Annotated in this window: 15 protein-coding genes; 3 read left to right on the forward strand and 12 right to left on the reverse strand. The window is 63.4% G+C overall.

Annotated features, from left to right (window positions below):
- The first annotated feature begins 8 nt into the window (after nucleotides 1–8).
- Nucleotides 9–2,270 carry a patatin-like phospholipase family protein gene (locus CLU91_RS17890; RefSeq protein WP_100875240.1) on the forward strand — a complete coding sequence of 754 codons (2,262 nt, stop codon included), beginning with the start codon at nucleotides 9–11 and terminating at the stop codon, nucleotides 2,268–2,270.
- On the opposite strand, the gene CLU91_RS17895 is transcribed toward CLU91_RS17890, so the two are convergent.
- The gene (locus CLU91_RS17895) at nucleotides 2,243–3,028 is read right to left on the reverse strand and encodes a helix-turn-helix domain-containing protein (RefSeq protein ID WP_232730790.1); all 786 of its coding nucleotides are present in this window, start codon (nucleotides 3,026–3,028) and stop codon (nucleotides 2,243–2,245) included. The genes CLU91_RS17890 and CLU91_RS17895 overlap by 28 nt on opposite strands.
- Before the next feature lie 168 nt (nucleotides 3,029–3,196).
- On the opposite strand from CLU91_RS17895, the gene CLU91_RS17900 reads away from it, so the two are divergent.
- Nucleotides 3,197–3,811: an outer membrane protein gene (locus tag CLU91_RS17900; protein ID WP_100875241.1), complete on the forward strand. Its 615-nt coding sequence runs from the start codon at nucleotides 3,197–3,199 to the stop codon at nucleotides 3,809–3,811.
- Between the two features lie 67 nt (nucleotides 3,812–3,878).
- On the opposite strand, the gene CLU91_RS17905 is transcribed toward CLU91_RS17900, so the two are convergent.
- The 8 genes from CLU91_RS17905 to CLU91_RS17940 form a co-directional block, all read right to left on the reverse strand.
- Nucleotides 3,879–4,073 carry a hypothetical protein gene (locus CLU91_RS17905; protein ID WP_034753063.1) on the reverse strand — a complete coding sequence of 65 codons (195 nt, stop codon included), beginning with the start codon at nucleotides 4,071–4,073 and terminating at the stop codon, nucleotides 3,879–3,881.
- 18 nt (nucleotides 4,074–4,091) lie between these two features.
- The gene (hslU, locus tag CLU91_RS17910) at nucleotides 4,092–5,450 is read right to left on the reverse strand and encodes an ATP-dependent protease ATPase subunit HslU (RefSeq protein WP_100876793.1); all 1,359 of its coding nucleotides are present in this window, start codon (nucleotides 5,448–5,450) and stop codon (nucleotides 4,092–4,094) included.
- Between the two features lie 43 nt (nucleotides 5,451–5,493).
- Entirely contained in the window at nucleotides 5,494–6,030 is a 537-nt protein-coding gene (gene hslV / locus CLU91_RS17915) for an ATP-dependent protease subunit HslV (RefSeq protein ID WP_010394217.1), read from the reverse strand.
- A gap of 223 nt (nucleotides 6,031–6,253) precedes the next feature.
- Nucleotides 6,254–6,706, reverse strand: a complete 453-nt coding sequence (gene dksA / locus CLU91_RS17920; RefSeq protein WP_071079830.1) for an RNA polymerase-binding protein DksA — start codon at nucleotides 6,704–6,706, stop codon at nucleotides 6,254–6,256.
- A gap of 481 nt (nucleotides 6,707–7,187) precedes the next feature.
- The gene (locus CLU91_RS17925) at nucleotides 7,188–8,288 is read right to left on the reverse strand and encodes a CobW family GTP-binding protein (protein ID WP_100875242.1); all 1,101 of its coding nucleotides are present in this window, start codon (nucleotides 8,286–8,288) and stop codon (nucleotides 7,188–7,190) included.
- A gap of 139 nt (nucleotides 8,289–8,427) precedes the next feature.
- The gene (locus CLU91_RS17930; protein WP_100875243.1) at nucleotides 8,428–9,375 is read right to left on the reverse strand and encodes a tyrosine recombinase XerC; all 948 of its coding nucleotides are present in this window, start codon (nucleotides 9,373–9,375) and stop codon (nucleotides 8,428–8,430) included.
- Nucleotides 9,376–9,382: 7 nt separating this feature from the next.
- A complete protein-coding gene (locus tag CLU91_RS17935) occupies nucleotides 9,383–10,060 on the reverse strand; it encodes a DUF484 family protein (RefSeq protein ID WP_099760984.1) in 678 nt (225 codons plus the stop codon).
- A gap of 178 nt (nucleotides 10,061–10,238) precedes the next feature.
- Nucleotides 10,239–11,315 carry a porin gene (locus CLU91_RS17940; RefSeq protein ID WP_100875244.1) on the reverse strand — a complete coding sequence of 359 codons (1,077 nt, stop codon included), beginning with the start codon at nucleotides 11,313–11,315 and terminating at the stop codon, nucleotides 10,239–10,241.
- 413 nt (nucleotides 11,316–11,728) lie between these two features.
- Between CLU91_RS17940 and CLU91_RS17945 the strand changes: the two genes are divergently transcribed.
- Nucleotides 11,729–13,231: a tetratricopeptide repeat protein gene (locus tag CLU91_RS17945; protein ID WP_100875245.1), complete on the forward strand. Its 1,503-nt coding sequence runs from the start codon at nucleotides 11,729–11,731 to the stop codon at nucleotides 13,229–13,231.
- Between the two features lie 8 nt (nucleotides 13,232–13,239).
- On the opposite strand, the gene dapF is transcribed toward CLU91_RS17945, so the two are convergent.
- The 3 genes from dapF to CLU91_RS17960 are packed head-to-tail and all read right to left on the reverse strand — an operon-like array spanning nucleotide 13,240 to nucleotide 15,856.
- Entirely contained in the window at nucleotides 13,240–14,103 is an 864-nt protein-coding gene (dapF, locus tag CLU91_RS17950) for a diaminopimelate epimerase (protein WP_100875246.1), read from the reverse strand.
- Nucleotides 14,104–14,114: 11 nt separating this feature from the next.
- Nucleotides 14,115–14,990, reverse strand: a complete 876-nt coding sequence (locus CLU91_RS17955; RefSeq protein WP_100875247.1) for an LpxL/LpxP family acyltransferase — start codon at nucleotides 14,988–14,990, stop codon at nucleotides 14,115–14,117.
- On the reverse strand, nucleotides 14,987–15,856 hold the full coding sequence (locus CLU91_RS17960) for a lysophospholipid acyltransferase family protein (RefSeq protein WP_100875248.1): 870 nt from the start codon (nucleotides 15,854–15,856) through the stop codon (nucleotides 14,987–14,989). Before CLU91_RS17960 ends, CLU91_RS17955 begins: the two co-directional genes overlap by 4 nt.
- Nucleotides 15,857–15,890: the final 34 nt, after the last annotated feature.

The following is a 15,890-nucleotide window of genomic DNA, read 5'->3' on the forward strand; positions in this document are numbered from 1 at the left end:
GAGTCCTCATGTTTTCGATCCGTGCCGTCCTGGCAGCAGGCTGCGTGGCGGCGCTGTGCGCCTTGCCGCAAGCCGGCGCCGCCGCTGACGTTCCCGCCGCCACCGTTGCCTCCGCTCCCGCGCTGGCCGCTCCTGCGCCCGTAGCGGCGCGCCCGCGCATCGCGCTGGTGCTGTCGGGCGGCGGCGCGCGCGGCCTCGCGCATATCGGCGTATTGAAAGTACTGCAGGAGCTGCATGTGCCGATCGACATGGTGGTCGGCACCAGCATGGGTGGCGTGGTGGGTGGCGCGTATGCGGCCGGCGCTTCCGTGGCGGACCTGGAAAAGATGGCGCGCGAGACCAACTGGTCGCGCGTAGTGGCCGACCGGCCGCCGCGCGACGAACTGGCGTTCCGCCGCCGCGAGGAAGATTTGCTGCTGCCGTCGCGCATCGAGTTTGGCATCAGCCGCAACGGCATCTCCACACCGCCGGCCGCGGCCAGCAATGCGGCGCTGGAAATGGCGCTGAACCGGCTGCTGCCGGCCGGTATGCGCGACCGCCCCGCCAGCCAGCTGCCGCTGCCCTTCCGCTCGGTGGCGTCGGACCTGGTCAATGGCGAACTGGTGGAACTGGTCGACACGCCGCTGTTCCTGTCGATGCGCGCCTCGCTGGCCGTGCCGGGCGTGTTTGCCCCCGTGCGCGTGAATAACCGTCTGGTGGTCGATGGGGGCCTGGTGCGCAACCTGCCCGTCGACATGGCGCGCGCCATGGGCGCCGACATCATCATCGCCGTCAACGTGGGCACGCCGCTGGCGCCGGAAAAAGAGCTGGGTAGCGCCATCGGCGTGGCGCAGCAGATGCTGCAGATTCTCACGGAGCAGAACGTGCAGCGCTCGCTCAAGGAATTGCGTGCGCAGGATATCCTGGTGGCGCCGGACCTGACGGGCGTCAGTTTCCTCGACTTTGAAAACTATGCGCGCGCCATGCGCGCCGGCGAACAGGCGGCGCAGGCCTTGGCCGCCCGCCTGGCGCCGCTGGCCCTGCCGCCGCAACAGTATGCGGCGCGCGAGCAGCTGCGCCTGGCGGCGCCGGCCCTGCTGGACGTGGCCCTGCCGCTCACGCGCCTGGCCGTGGAGAGCGAAGGCGACATCAATCCACGCATCCTGCAGGCGCAATCGGGTCTGGTGGAAGGGCAGGCCGTCAGCCAGGAAGATGTACTCAAGGCAGCGGCCAGGCTGTATGGCCGCGGCGACGTGGCGCGCGTGGAGACGGATGTGGTTGACGCGGGCGACCAGCGCACGGTCAACATCAAGGCGGTCGAAGCGCCATGGGCCAGCAACCGGCTGCGCGTGGGCCTGGAAATGGCCAGTGATTTCAGGGACAGCAATACCTTTGCCCTGAAGCTGCTGCACGTGCGCTCGAACCTGAACAGCTGGGGCGGCGAATTGCGCAGCATGGCGCAGATCGGCAATGAGCGCGGTTATGGCGTGCAGTTCTGGCAGCCGCTTGGGGCCGGCAACCCGTGGTATATCGCGCCGGAACTGCAGTACAGCTCGTCGGCGATGGATTTGTTCGACAAGGGCCGGCGCAGCGCCCGTGTGACATATAACGGCCAGACGGCGGCGCTGGTACTGGGACGCCAGTTCGGTACCTGGGGCGATCTGCGGTTCGGCGTCACGCGCACGGAGGTCAAGGGCAGGCTGGCGATTCCGGCCGACCCTACGCTGCCGGAATCGCGCGCACTCGGCACCACGCAGTTTGTGCAGCTGCGCGTCGATACGCTCGATTCACCGGGTTTCCCCACGCGCGGCATGCTGGTGGATGCTACCTGGACGCGCGATTCGAGCACGGGTTCGGGCGAAGCGGCGCTGGGCCGCTCTTCCATCACCGGCATGCAGGCTTTTAGCCGCGGCAACTGGGCCGGCCACGTGTATGGCGAATGGGCGCGCGCGCAGCGCGGCGAGGCGCCGCTCAACCTGGGCGGCTTCCTGCGCCTGTCCGGCACGCAGTTCGAGTCGGTGACGGGGCGCAGCGTGGCCCTGGCGCGCTTCGTGATGGCGCGCCGCATCGGCTCCCTGCCCAGCACCCTGGGCGGCGCCGTGCGGGCCGGCTTTTCGCTGGAGATGGGCGGCGGCTTCGATCAGAGCGAGCGCTGGAAATCCAGCAAGTTCACGCAGGCGAGCAGCGCCTTCATCTCCGTCGATACGCGCTTCGGTCCCGTGTACGTGGCCTCGGGCGCATCGAAGGGCGGCGAGAGCACGCTTTATCTGTTCCTGGGACCGGTCTGGTAGGGCGCCGCCGGGGAGGTGGCCGCCGTGCTGCGGCGCAGCGCCGTGAAGGCGGCAAATTCCCATGAGCGAAACCCCAGCAGCAGGGTGAAACCATCGCGCTCGGCGGGCGCGAGGCGGCGGTCGTTCTGGTGCAGCCGCGCCAGTTCCTCGGCCAGCTGGCGGATCTTCTGCACCAGCTCCTGCGCGCTCGACAGCGACAGGCGCGCCGGGATGCACATCAGCGTTTCGCCGGCGCCGTCAAAGTGGCCGCTGAAATAATCGGCTACCACGTGTTCGCGGAAGTACTGCTGCACCGGGCCGTCGGCCAGCCAGTGAAAGGCGTTCGAGACGCGCAGGCTGTAGCGGTTCAGCGGCTTGAGTTCGATCAAGCCAAGCCGGTCCAGTTCGGCCAGGCAGCCGATGCACTCGGCCTGCGTCAGCGCATACGTTTCCACCACCTGCTCCAGGCTCCAGTGGCCGAGGCAGCAGATCGCCACCAGCAGCAGGCGCGGATGCGCCACCAGCGACTTTTCCTGCACCAGGGTGAGCGTGTCGGCATGCGGCGTGATGTCGGCCGCGCCGCGCAGCACGTCTTCCATGGCGATGCCCGAAGCCTTGCAGATCAGGGCCAGGCGCGACAGCGACATGTCGTGCTGGCCAAACATGCGCTTGACGCTCGACTCGCTCATGCCGATGCGTTCGGCCAGTACCTTGTACGTGATGCCGGCGGCACGCAATTGGGTGCGCAGCACGCGCAAAACCAGTTCAGGTGAACTCACGAGATATCCTTCTTTACAAGTTTGGTAGCGGATGACGGTACCGAATGTAGCCCTTAATGGCACTTTGCACAAGGTGATAGTACTTCTCGGCAAAAAAGATGACACTCCCGCTTGTGGCTCGCGCAGCGCGCTACAACCAGGCAATCCATCCACTTGTAGAGGTTATCCATGTTTCCATCTTTCCGTTTCCCCGCAGCGCTGCTGGCGCTGGCCACCATCGCTCCCCTGCATGCCGCCGCTGCCGAAGCTGCACCGGGCCCCATCTATGCGGGCGCCAGCTATGGCTTTCGCGCCAATAGCGGCCTCGATTGCTTGCCAGGACAAGCCGATTGCGACAAAAGCAGCAAGCGCAATGGCAAGGCCTACCTGGGTTACAGTTTCGACGCGCTGCCGTTTCAGGGCGGCGTGGCCCTGCCTTCGGTTGAACTGGTGGGGTACACAGGCGGCGAGGTCAAGTCCGGCTTCGACACGGGCGCCGGCAAGCGCGCTGGCCGCGGCAAATTCACGGGCCTCGGCGTGCAGGGCGTGCTCGGCTACCAGTTCGACGCCTTTACCCTGAGCGGGCGCGCCGGCGTGGCCTACACGCAGGGCAAGGTCGATTATCTGAGCGGCGGTTCGGACAAGAAGAACAAGGCCGGCCTGACCTACGGCATCGGCACGGCATATGCGCTGAACCAGAACTGGTCGCTGCACCTCGACTGGGATCGCGTGCCCGTCAAGTACAACAGCAAGCAAACGACCAAGGTCGACATGTTTTCGCTGGGCGCGTCCTACCGTTTCTAAGGGGATGATGCTGCGGCAGAGAGTGGCCTGATGGCGGACGTCCTTGAACGGGGTGTCCGCGGGCGGCCTATTTGTCCGTTTCCACCTTCAACAGCAGTTTCGCCAGCAGGCGTTTTTCCTGCTGGCGCTGGCCTGACACGGTTTTCACGTGCGCCCCGGCGGCGCGCTGCAGGGCTGCCGTGGCGACCGGGTTGCGCGGTTTTTGCGAGGGTTCGACGCGGAACTGCATTTTCTGCCGCGTCGCCAATGCCTTGTTTGCCATCGGTTTTCCCCTCCCTGATTACAGCACGTAGCGCGACAGGTCCTCGTTGACCGACAGCGCTTCCAGGCGTTCATTCACGTACGCGGCATCGATCACCAGCAGGTTTTCCGTGCTGCTGCTGTTTTCGCTGGCCGTAAACGACACTTCTTCCAGCAGTTTTTCCATCACCGTGTGCAGCCGGCGCGCGCCGATGTTTTCCGTGCGCTCGTTGACCGAGTAGGCGATTTCGGCCAGGCGCGTGATGCCTTCCGGCGCGAACTGCAGTTTCAGGTTTTCCGTCGCCAGCAAGGCTTCGTACTGCATCGTCAGGCAGGCGTCGGTGCTCGTCAAGATGCGCTCGAAGTCCGAAATCGACAGCGATTCCAGTTCCACGCGGATGGGGAAACGCCCCTGCAGTTCCGGGATCAGGTCGGACGGTTTAGCCAGGTGGAAAGCGCCCGAGGCGATGAACAGGATGTGGTCCGTGCGTATCATGCCGTACTTGGTGTTGACGGTGGTGCCCTCGACCAGCGGCAGCAGGTCGCGCTGCACACCGGCGCGCGAGACGTCGGCGCCGCCGGACTCCGAGCGCGAGGCTATCTTGTCGATTTCATCGAGGAAGACGATGCCGTTCTGCTCGACGTTCTGGATGGCTTTCTGTTTCAGTTCATCTTCGTTGACCAGCTTGGCCGCTTCTTCCTCGACCAGCAGTTTCAAGGCTTCGCGGATCTTGACCTTGCGCGCCTTCTTGCGCTGCCCGCCCGCGCCCGAGAACATGGACTTGATCTGCTCCGTCATTTCTTCCATGCCCGGCGGCGCCATGATTTCCATCTGCGGACCTGCCTCGGCCAGCTCGATCTCGATTTCCTTGTCATCGAGCTCGCCCTGGCGCAAGCGCTTGCGGAAGGTCTGGCGCGTGCTGTCGCCGCTGCCGCTACCGCTGTCCACGGCCGCTGGCGTATTCGGCGTGAAGCCGAAGTCGCGCGCCGGCGGCACGAGGATGTCGATGACGCGGTCTTCGGCCGCATCTTCGGCGCGTGCGCGTACTTTCTTCATTTCCAGCGCGCGCGTCTGCTTGATGCCGATGTCGATCAGGTCGCGGATGATGGTGTCGACGTCGCGGCCGACGTAACCGACTTCGGTAAATTTGGTCGCTTCGATTTTAATGAACGGCGCCTCGGCCAGCTTGGCCAGGCGGCGTGCGATTTCCGTCTTGCCGACGCCCGTAGGGCCGATCATGAGGATGTTCTTGGGCGTGATTTCATGGCGCAGGGGCTCGGCCACCTGCTGGCGGCGCCAGCGGTTGCGAAGGGCGATGGCGACGGCGCGCTTGGCCTTGGCCTGGCCCACCACGTGCTTGTCGAGTTCGGTGACGATTTCCGACGGGGTCATGTTCATGATCATAATTGGCTTTCCATTCTTTGCTCGGACGCGCCTGGACTCAGTCCAGGGTCTCGATAATGTGGGACATGTTGGTGTAGATGCAGAGTTCCGCGGCGATGGTCAGCGATTTCTTGACCACCTCGGCCGGCGACAAGTCCGTGTTTTCCTGCAGCGCCTTGGCGGCCGACTGGGCGTAGGTGCCGCCCGAGCCGATGGCGCCGATGCCGTCTTCCGGTTCCAGCACGTCGCCATTGCCCGTGATGACCAGGGTCGATTCGCTGTCGGCCACCAGCAGCATCGCTTCCAGGCGGCGCAGCACGCGGTCGGTGCGCCAGTCCTTGGCCAGTTCGACGGAGGCGCGCAGCAGATTGCCCTGGTGTTTTTCCAGCTTGCCTTCAAAGCGGTCGAGCAAGGTAAAAGCGTCGGCGGTGCCGCCGGCAAAGCCGACCAGGACTTTGCCCTGGTACAACTTACGCACTTTGCGGGCCGTGCCCTTCATGACGATGTTGCCCAGCGTGACCTGGCCGTCGCCGCCCAGAGCGACTTGCTTGCCGCGCCGTACGCAGAGGATGGTGGTGCCGTGAAATTGTTCCATAGTGACCTCAAAAGATTCGTGCCGATGCGTGCAAGGCCATGCGGTTGCGCGCCCATGGCTCAAAAGTGGGGATGGAAAAGACAATTGCAAGCGGCACTTGCCACTGCCGCGTCTGCTTCAGTGTAGTCGGCGCGGGACGAAAAAAAAGCACGCAACGCAGGTTGTGTGCTTTTTTTGCTGCCGCCACGCAGCCGCCGGGGCGGCCACGCAGGGGGACGGGCGATCAGTCGCCGTAGAGTTTTTGCTTCAGTTCGCGCCGTTGCTGGGCTTCCAGCGACAGGGTGGCGGTCGGACGGGCGATCAAGCGCGGGATGCCGATAGGCTCGCCCGTTTCTTCACACCAGCCATAGTCGCCGGCGTCGATGCTGGCGATCGATTGCTGCACTTTCTTCAGCAATTTGCGCTCGCGGTCGCGCGTGCGCAGTTCCAGCGCATGCTCTTCCTCGATGGTGGCGCGGTCGGCAGGGTCCGGTACGAGCACGGTTTCACGCAAGTGTTCCGTGGTTTCGCCGGCGTTTTTCAGCAAGTCTTTTTCGAGCTGCTGCAGGCGTGCCTTGAAGAATGCCAGTTGGGCCGGATTCATGTAGTCATCTTCGCTCATGGCGCGAATTTGATCTTCGCTGATGAGAGGGATGTCTTGGCTGGCGGCCGGGGTCGATTTATTAGTTTTGGTCATAACTTCGCTTACCTTCGATACGACAGAGTTTTCAAATTGATCAGTTGATGCGGCGATACCGAGCAACTGTACAGGTTCCGCTTGGCATTGCTGTCCCGCTGTACTGCGTGCGACCTTGGCTTGCCGGCGAAAGTCAGGACTACCGGCAGGCTATGGTGCCATGTTGATAACTTTTTACCGCTCTATGCCGGTCGCGCTATGCGCGCGACAACGGGCGTGTTGGGTGGATCGTTTGCATGCCTGGCATGCGGCCAGCGGCAGTTTGCCAGCATTTTATGACAGGCGAACGACATGGGCCGTTTTCGTCGCTGATTTTGGCACGCTTTGCCTTATATTGCCATCCCGATTTGTTGCCTGGCCGATCAGAGGCGGCCACTTGTTGGTTTATACCAGCAAGACGGGTGTCGGACAGCGGGAAAGCGTGCTTAACTTTCCCTTTTGTTTCTGCTTTGCAAAGGGTATTTTGCAAAACCCGGCTAGTTTATACCAAACATTGTTCGAGTCCGCGAATAAAAATGTCTTTTGGTAGATTCTTGCCAATAAATACCATTTTGCTGCCGCGCACTTCGTTTTCGCCCCATTTGGCGCCCAGGTCGCTGCCCATCAGCTGGTGCACGCCCTGGAAGACCACCTTGCGTTCGGCGCCCTGCATCAGCAGCACGCCCTTGTAGCGCAACATGCGCGGGCCATACACTTGTACCAGGCCGCCGAGGAACTCGTCGAGCTTGGCGCTGTCGAACGGTTGCGTGCTCTTGAAAACAAAGGCGGCGATATCGTCGCTGTGCTGCGCATGGTGGTGGTCCGCGTGGCCGCAATCGGTGGCGCAGGCTTCAGTGTGCTCGTGCTTGTGCTCATGGCCGTGCTCATCTGCGTGCGCATGCGCGTGGTCGTGCGCTTTGTCGTGATCGTGGACGTGCGCCGTTTCCGTGGCCAGGAAATCGGGGTCCAGTTCCAGCTTTTCGTTCAGGTTGAAACCGCGGATGTCGAGCACTTCGGCCAGCGGCGCACGGCCGAAATCGACCTTGGCGATCGGGGCGCGCGGGTTGATGCGCTTCAGGCGGCGCGTCAGGGCGGCCACGTCGTCTTCGCTGACGAGGTCGGTTTTCGACAGCAGCAGTTTGTCGGCGAAGCCCACTTGCCGCTGGGCTTCCTCGTATTCATCGAGTTGCTTCATCGCATGGCGGGCATCGACCACCGTGATGATGGCGTCGAGCATGTAATGGCTGCCCACTTCTTCGTCGACAAAGAAGGTTTGCGCCACGGGGCCGGGATTGGCCAGGCCCGTCGTTTCGATGACGACGCGGTCGAATGCCAGCAGGCCGGCGTCGCGCTTGCGCGCCAGTTCCGTGAGGCCCACGATCAGGTCGCCGCGCACGGTACAGCAGATGCAGCCGTTGTTCATCTCGATGATGTGCTCGTTGCTATCCTGCACCAGGATTTCATTGTCGATGTTTTCCTGGCCAAACTCGTTCTCGATCACGGCGATGCGCATGCCATGGTCTTCCTGCAGTATGCGGTTGAGCAGGGTGGTTTTGCCGGCACCGAGGAAACCGGTGAGGATGGTGGTTGGGATCAGTGCCATGAGAGATGCCTATGCTGTAATCGATGGTGCCGCCGCGCAAGCGGAAGAATGCGGACGATTATGCCGGAATTTTGCAAATGCTTGCAAATGCGCGCCCATCCGCTTGATATGCATCAGGCTGGCCCACGACTGCGACTGCCTACTTGAGCTTGGCGCGCGGGTGCGCCTGGTCATACACGTGCGCCAGATGCTGGAAATCGAGGGCCGTGTAGACCTGGGTCGAGGTGATGCTGGAATGGCCCAGCATTTCCTGCACGGCGCGCAAGTCGCCCGATGATTGCAGCACGTGCGAGGCGAACGAGTGGCGCAGCACGTGCGGGTGCACGTTCGCGGGAATCCCGGTGGCCAGCGCGTGCGCCTTCAGGCGCAGCTGCAGCACGCGCGGTGAAATGCGCGTGCCGCGGGTGCTTAAAAACAAGGCAGCGCTGCCATCGGCGGCAGGCGGGCGCACGGCCAGCCAGCTGGCCAGCGCCACGAGGGCGGCCTTGCCGACGGGCACCTTGCGCATCTTGTTGCCCTTGCCCGTGACGATGACTTCGAAGCTGGCCATGTCGAGCCAGCCCAGCGAGGCGGGCTGGCCGCCCTCGGCCTTGCAGTAATGGGTGTCCAGGCTGGTCAGTTCGGAGACGCGCAAGCCGCTCGAATACAGCAGCTCGAACATGGCGCGGTTGCACAGTTGTTCCGGCTCGGCAGCGCCCTGCTGGTGTTGCGCGGGCGCCACGAGGCGCACGGCGTCGTCCACCGACAGGGCTTTCGGTAATGTTTTGGCCCGCTTGGGCGCGCGGATGCCGTCGACGGGGTTGGCGTCGAGTGGCGTTTCGCCGCTGAGCCAGTTGTAAAAGCCGCGCCACGACGACAGCTTGCGGGCGATCGAGCGCGGGTCGAGGCCGCCGGCGTGCAGCTTGGCCGTGTAGCGGCGCACTTCATTGTGCGCCAGCGCCGTCCACGGCGTATTGCCGCTCAGTTCCAGCAAGGCGCGCAGGTCGCGCCCGTAGGCGTCCAGCGTGTGGGGCGAGAGCTTGCGCTGCGTGGCCAGCTGCGCCAGGTAGCTGGCCAGCCATTCGGCCTTGCCGCGCGCCTCGCCCATGGCTGACTCAGGCAGGCGAGCCGGCGCGCAGCGCGGCCAGGGCGGCGCTGGCCGTGGCGCCGATGTGCACGAGGAAGTCCGTGCCCATGCTCGACGTAAAGCGTTCGCTGTCGGGCGAACCGAGCACCAGCAAGCCGAAGGTGCCCGTGGTGTTCGGGGCGCGCAGGGCGATCATGACGGTCGATTCGATTTTATCCGCCTGCAACCAGTGCACGGCTTCGAAATCGCGGTTGCTGCCGCAGTACGGCGCTTGCAGGCTGTTGGCGAACATGCGCACGTCGGCCGTGACATCTTCCGTGAACCAGCCGTTGGCGTGTTCCGGCAGCACTTGCCACAGGCGCAGGCTGACGTAAGGCACGTCGAAATTGCTTTGCAGGGCATCGACCAGCACGCGCGGCATGGCCGCATCGCTGCGCACTTGCAGCATGGCCTGATTCCAGCCGTGGAACTTGCTGGCGATGTCGCCATTTTCCTCGGCCAGGCGGCTCAGCTTGGACATGCGCAGTTCCAGCGCCTTGTATTTGTCACGCATCACTTCCATCTGCCGCTCCTGCAGCGAGATGGTGCGTCCCGTCAGCGGGCTGCTCAGCTTGACCTCGCCGAGCAGCGCGGTATGCTCTGCGAAGAAAGTCGGATGCTCGCTCAGGTACTGGGCGACGGTGCTGGAATCGAGTGTGGCGGTCATTGATAGTCAGAAGAGAGAAGGATGAACGCTTCATTCTAACCGAGAGTGCGCCGGCATAGGCGCAAAGGGCAGGGCGTCGCTGCATTTTCCGCGCGCACATGAAAAAAGCGGCATGGTTACCCATGCCGCCTTGCATTTCTTGCTCAGCAATCACCCGTGGAGGGTGACGTGCGGGGCATTAGAAATTGTGGTGTACGCCCAGACCGATGTAGTTGACGCTTTTCGCAACGGTGTAGTTGATGCTGTTAGCAACGGCTGCTTTCTTGTTCGAAATGTCCGCGTACAGGTAGGTGCGTTTCGACAGATTGTAGTCATAGCCCAGCGATGCTTGCTTGGTCTTGACGACGCCATCCGGGGTTTTCTGACCGTAGCCAGCGCGGATCTTGCCTGGGCCGACGTCGTAGTTGGCGCCGATCAGCCATGCTTTGGTATCGGTATTGATGATCTTGAAGTTGCCATCATCCTGATGCTGGTACGACGCCATCAGTTTCAATTCCTTGACCGGATTGAACGATGCGGCAACCGACCACAGCTTGGCTTGCAGGCCATTGCGCTCGTAAGCGGCCATGGCGGCGAACTGTTCGTTGGTATAGGTAGCCGACATCGAGTACGGATTCGACGCTGGTGCAACGTTTGCTACCACGGCGTAGTTACCCGAGGCAAATGTGAATCGGTTGCCTGGCGCACGCGGATCGACGGCGGCATTGTTATTGGCTTCCTTGGCGGCCACGGTGGCGTTGAACTGGAAGCCGTTGATGACTGGCGAGTTATAGAACAAGGCGTTCGAGAAGCGGTTACGCGAGTTGCCATCCGCACTCAGCGGATCGCTGGTGTAACCGGCGACCGTGATGTCGGTCTGGAAACCGGCTGGCGTAGGCATGCCCGACCACGGTTCGAACGCGGTGCTCGCTTCCTGGAAGGCGGTCAGGCCACGGCCCAGGCGCACGGTACCGAAGTTGCCTTGCAGGCCGACGCGGCTTTGACCCTGGAACAGCGGACGGGAGTTGCTTTCCAGCGTACCCGTATCGGTTTCATAGCGAATTTCCAGTTGGAAAATAGCTTTCAAGCCATTGCCCAGATCTTCCGTGCCCTTGAAACCCAGTTTGTTGTTGTCGCGCTTGGTGACTTTGGTGGTTTCACCAGTAGCTTTGCCCAGGCCAGCATCGACCGTGCCGTAGATTTGGACGGACGACTGCGCTTGTGCGGTTGCGGCAAAGGCGCCGAAGAGTGCGAGGGCAACGAGTGATTTTTTCATGTCTTATTCCCTATTAAAAGTGAGTTCCGTCCGAGATCCGAGCAGATTGAAATGCGCCAATTACCGCGTTTCGATGAATGAACCTTAATTCGTTGGCGCGCAAGACGTGCGGGATTGGTCAAATATGCGTGAAAAGATTGGTGAAAAGCGTCATAAATCCATGGCCCTGTTGTATTTTTGTAACGCGCGGTTTTTGCCGATCCTGCGCCGATGGCCGGCGTTCTCCCATCGCCACACTGGCGGCACCTCGCCATATTGGCGTGTCCTGGCCAGGACATTGTTGCGTTGAATCAAGTTCTTAAGCCGGCTGTGGCGGATTTATGACACAAGGACGTTACACTAAGGGTGGGCCTGCATGGACGGGCCTGGAGACAGCTGACTAATTAGAATCATTGACTCAATATCGAGAATCGATGGCAAATCGCGAAACATTAGGATTGATCAAGGGCGCGCGCGCGGGCGATGTGGCTTGCCAGCTGGCGTTGGGACGGCTGTATCTGTTCGGACAGGGTGTTCCGCAGAGCTTGCCGACCGCCTTGCACTGGCTGGCGCGGGCGGCCCAGGAGGATAGCCAGGAAGCATGCTTGCTGATCGGTACGCACGTGCCGTTCGAAGTGGCGCAACCGGCAGCCAGGACGCTGATTCCGTATTACGCGCAGGCGTTCGATGCGGGCTTGGTGCAGGCGGGCCTGGTGCTGGCGCAACTGGTGCTGGGCAACGCCGCCAGCAGTTGTGAAACCTTGCGCGCCAAGGCACGCGTGGCGCTGGACGCCGCCGTGCATGCCGGCTTGCCCGATGCGCAATGGTTGCTATCCATGCAAGAAGGAGTGTCCGCAGCCTGCGTGCCCGATACCGGCGTCGCTGGCAAGCACGCCTGCGATGGCGATACGCCGCTGTACGCCTGGCTGGAGCAGGCCTGGAGCCAGGGCAACCATGCGGGCTTCCTGTCGCAAGGCTTGCCGCTGGCGCGCGAGCTGTTGCAGCGCCAGGCCGCGGCCGGGGCGCGCACGATCGCGCTGGACTCGCAGCAGGTGCAGTTGCTGTCGCGTTGCGCCCAGGCATTGGCGCCTGGCGGCGATGCAGAGGGGTGGCAATGTTGCGAGCTGGCCGCGCATGGCGGCGACCGCACGGCGCAGCTGGAGCTGGGGCTCGGCTATGCACGCATGGATGCGCATGGCCAGCGGCTGGCCACGCGCAACGGCGCCGCGAATTTTAAGCGGGCCGTGCGCTGGCTGACGCAGGCGGGCGAGCAGGGCCTGGCCGAAGCCTGGTTCGTGCTGTCGCGCATCTATACCAAACCGGAATTTTCCCAGCGCAATGTGGTCGAAGCCCATTCCTGCCTGGAGCGTGCCGCCGACCTGGGGCATGGCCCGGCTCAGCTCGAGTGCGGCATGCATGCCTGGCGCAATCGCCGCGACGGTGTCAACAACGATGTGCGCGCCACCTATTGGCTGCTGCAGGCGCAGGCGCAAGGCAGCAATGAAGCGGAGGCGGCGCTGGCGCGCATTGCGCCGCGCGGCGAAGCGGGCGACTGGGGCCAGTATGCCGCCCTGCACGCCGATGGACAACTGCGCCAGCTGGGCCTGAGCCACCCTTTGCTGGCGGCGCGTCTGGAGCTGGCGCGCTGCTTTCACCTGTCGCGTGCCGAGGCCTTGCTGCTCGATCTGCATGCGGCCGACCAGGGACATTGTTTGCTGATCGATATCAGCGCCACGCATGGGCGCGGCAAGCGGCGCCTGGTATTGATCCGCACGGCGCAGGAGCGCCAGCTGCTCGATCAGGTGGTGCGCCTGTTCGAGCGCGTCGATTGCGGCGTGACGGGGCCGGAAGGCAATTACCGCCAACGGCTGTACCGCCTGAAGTGCTATCTGGCCGAACTCGATGTCGCGCAGGAACAGCAGTTCCTGGCCGCCTGATTCATTTCTTACAGCTCGATCGTGCCTTCGAACACGGTCACGGCCGGGCCCGTCATCAGGACAGGCTGGCCCGGGCCTTGCCAGGCGATCGACAGTTCGCCGCCGCGCGCGCTGATGCGCACCGGGGAATCGAGCAAGCCGCGACGGATGCCGGCCACGGCAGCGGCGCAGGCGCCCGTGCCGCACGCCAGGGTTTCGCCCGCGCCCCGTTCATACACGCGCAGTTTCACGTGATGGCGGTCGACGATCTGCAGGTAGCCGGCGTTGACCCGGCGGGGAAAGCGCGGATGGTGCTCGATCAGCGGGCCCGACGTTTCCAGGTCTTGCGCGTCGACATCGTCGACCACTTGCACGGCATGCGGGTTGCCCATCGAGACGACGGACACCAGCACGGGGGTGCTGTGGCCCGGCAGCGCCAGGTCCAGCGGCCACAAGGTGTCGCTGCCTTGCGCTACACCGGCGAGGCCAGCCGCATCGAACGGCACCAGTGCCGGTTCCAGCACGGGCGCGCCCATGTCGACCGTGATGCTGCCGTCAAGCTCCAGGCGCGGCGCGATGACGCCGGCCATGGTTTCCACGCGGATGCTCGCCTTGTCGGATAAGCCTTTTTCGCTGACGAACTTGACGAAGGCGCGCGCGCCGTTGCCGCATTGCTCGACTTCGCCGCCATCGTTGTTATAGATACGGTAGCGGAAGTCGCAGCCGGGCAAGCGCGGCTTTTCCACCACCAGGATCTGGTCGGCGCCGATGCCGAAACGGCGGTCGGCCAGGCGCTGCCACTGGGCCGGCGTGAAGTCGATATCCTGGTTGATGGCATCGATGACGATGAAGTCATTGCCGGCGCCATGCATCTTGGTAAATTGCAGTTTCATGTTTTGCCGTATCACTTGTGCTGGTTATAGAACGACGCTTCGCCTGCCGGACGCGTCTTGAAGCGTTTATGCGTCCAGAAATACTCGGCCGGCGCTTCGCGCACGCGCTCTTCGATGAATGCGTTCATGCGGCGCGTGGCGGCCGTGATGTCGTCGCCCGGATAATCATCCCACGCCGGGTAATACGTCACCTTCCAGCCCTGGTAGTTGGGCAGGAAGGTGGCGATGACGGGAATCACTTGCGCGCGGGCGGCCAGCGCCAGGCGCGCCGTGGCCGTCAGGGTGGCGGCGGGCACGCCGAAGAAGGGCACGAATTCCGCATCTTTTTCGCCGAAATCCATGTCCGGCAGCATGAAATACGGCAAGCCGTCGCGCAGCGCGCGCAGTATCGTCTTGATGCCGTCCTGGCGCGTAAACAGCTTGGGCGGCTTGAAGCGCGAGCGGCCGGCGCGCAGGGCCTGGTCGAAGGCGGCGTTCTTTTGCTGCACATACATCGATGAAGCGGAAATTTCCATCGCCGTGGCGGCGCCGGCCACGTCGAGGCAGACGAAGTGCGGGCACAGCAAAATCGTGGGCTTGGCCGCGATCTGCTGGCCCGGAAAGGCGGGCACTTTCTTGATCAGGCGGTTCAGGCGCTCTTCCGACGACCACCACAGGATGCTGCGCTCCCACACGCTGCGCGAATACGCCTGGAAATGCTGGCGCGCCAGGGCCACGCGCTGCTGTTCCGACAATTGCGGCATGCACAGGCGCAAGTTCGTCAGCGCGATGTCGCGCCGCTTGCGCATGACAAGGAACAACACGCTGCCGACGCCGACGCCGAAGCGGCCCAGGATGGGCAGGGGCAACCAGTGCAGCAGCCACATGAAGCCGATCAGCAGTCTCATGGCTGCTCCCCGGCTGCGTCCGGCGAGGCAGGCGTGGGCGGCGGTGCGCCGCGCGGCACCTTGTAGCGGTTGTAGCTCCACAGGTATTGCGCCGGGCTGCGCGCGATCAGTTGTTCCATGGCCGCGTTGATGGTGCGCGCCTGCTCGGCCGAAGTGCTGTCCAGCGATTCGGTAAACGGCACGAAATGCACGATATAGCCGCGCCCGCCCGGCAGGCGTTCGGCGTAGGTGATGATGACTTCGGCGCCGCCCATCTGCGCCAACTTGGCCGGCAGGGTCATGGTATAGGCGGGGCGGCCGAAGAAATCGGCCCACACGCCTTCGCCCTCTTGCGGCACCTGGTCCGGCAGCAGGCCGATGGGCTGGCCTTTTTTCAGGCATTTTGCAAAGATGCGCACGCCCGACATATTGGCCGGCGCCAGCATCAGGTTTTCGCGCGCGCGCGCGCCCTCGATCAGCGGTTTCAGGGCGGCGCGTTTGGGCGGGCGGTACATCACGGTGAGCGGCGTGCGCAGGGCGATTTGCTGGGCGACGATTTCAAAGCAGCCCAGGTGCGGCGTCAGGAAGACGATGCCGCGGCCGTGTTGCAACGCTTTTTCCACCAGTTCCCAGTTTTCCACCGTGGCATGGCGCGCCACGCGCTCGGGCGGCGCGCACCAGATGAAGGGCAATTCCAGCACGCTCTTGCCCGCTTCGGCCACGGCCGTGTGCAAGTGTTGCGAAAACCCCGCACCCTGCATGTTCTCGCGCATGCGGCGCCGGTAGGACGGTGAAATGGCGTAAATCACCCAGCCGAGCGCAGCGCCAAGGCCATGCAGGACGGGCAGGGGAAAGAGGGATAAAAAGCGGAAAATTGGGACTAACATGAATAAGCTGTTTCCAGGAATGGCGTGTTGCTGT

The sequence above is a fragment of the Janthinobacterium sp. 64 genome, from assembly GCF_002813325.1.
Taxonomy (GTDB): domain Bacteria; phylum Pseudomonadota; class Gammaproteobacteria; order Burkholderiales; family Burkholderiaceae_D; genus Janthinobacterium.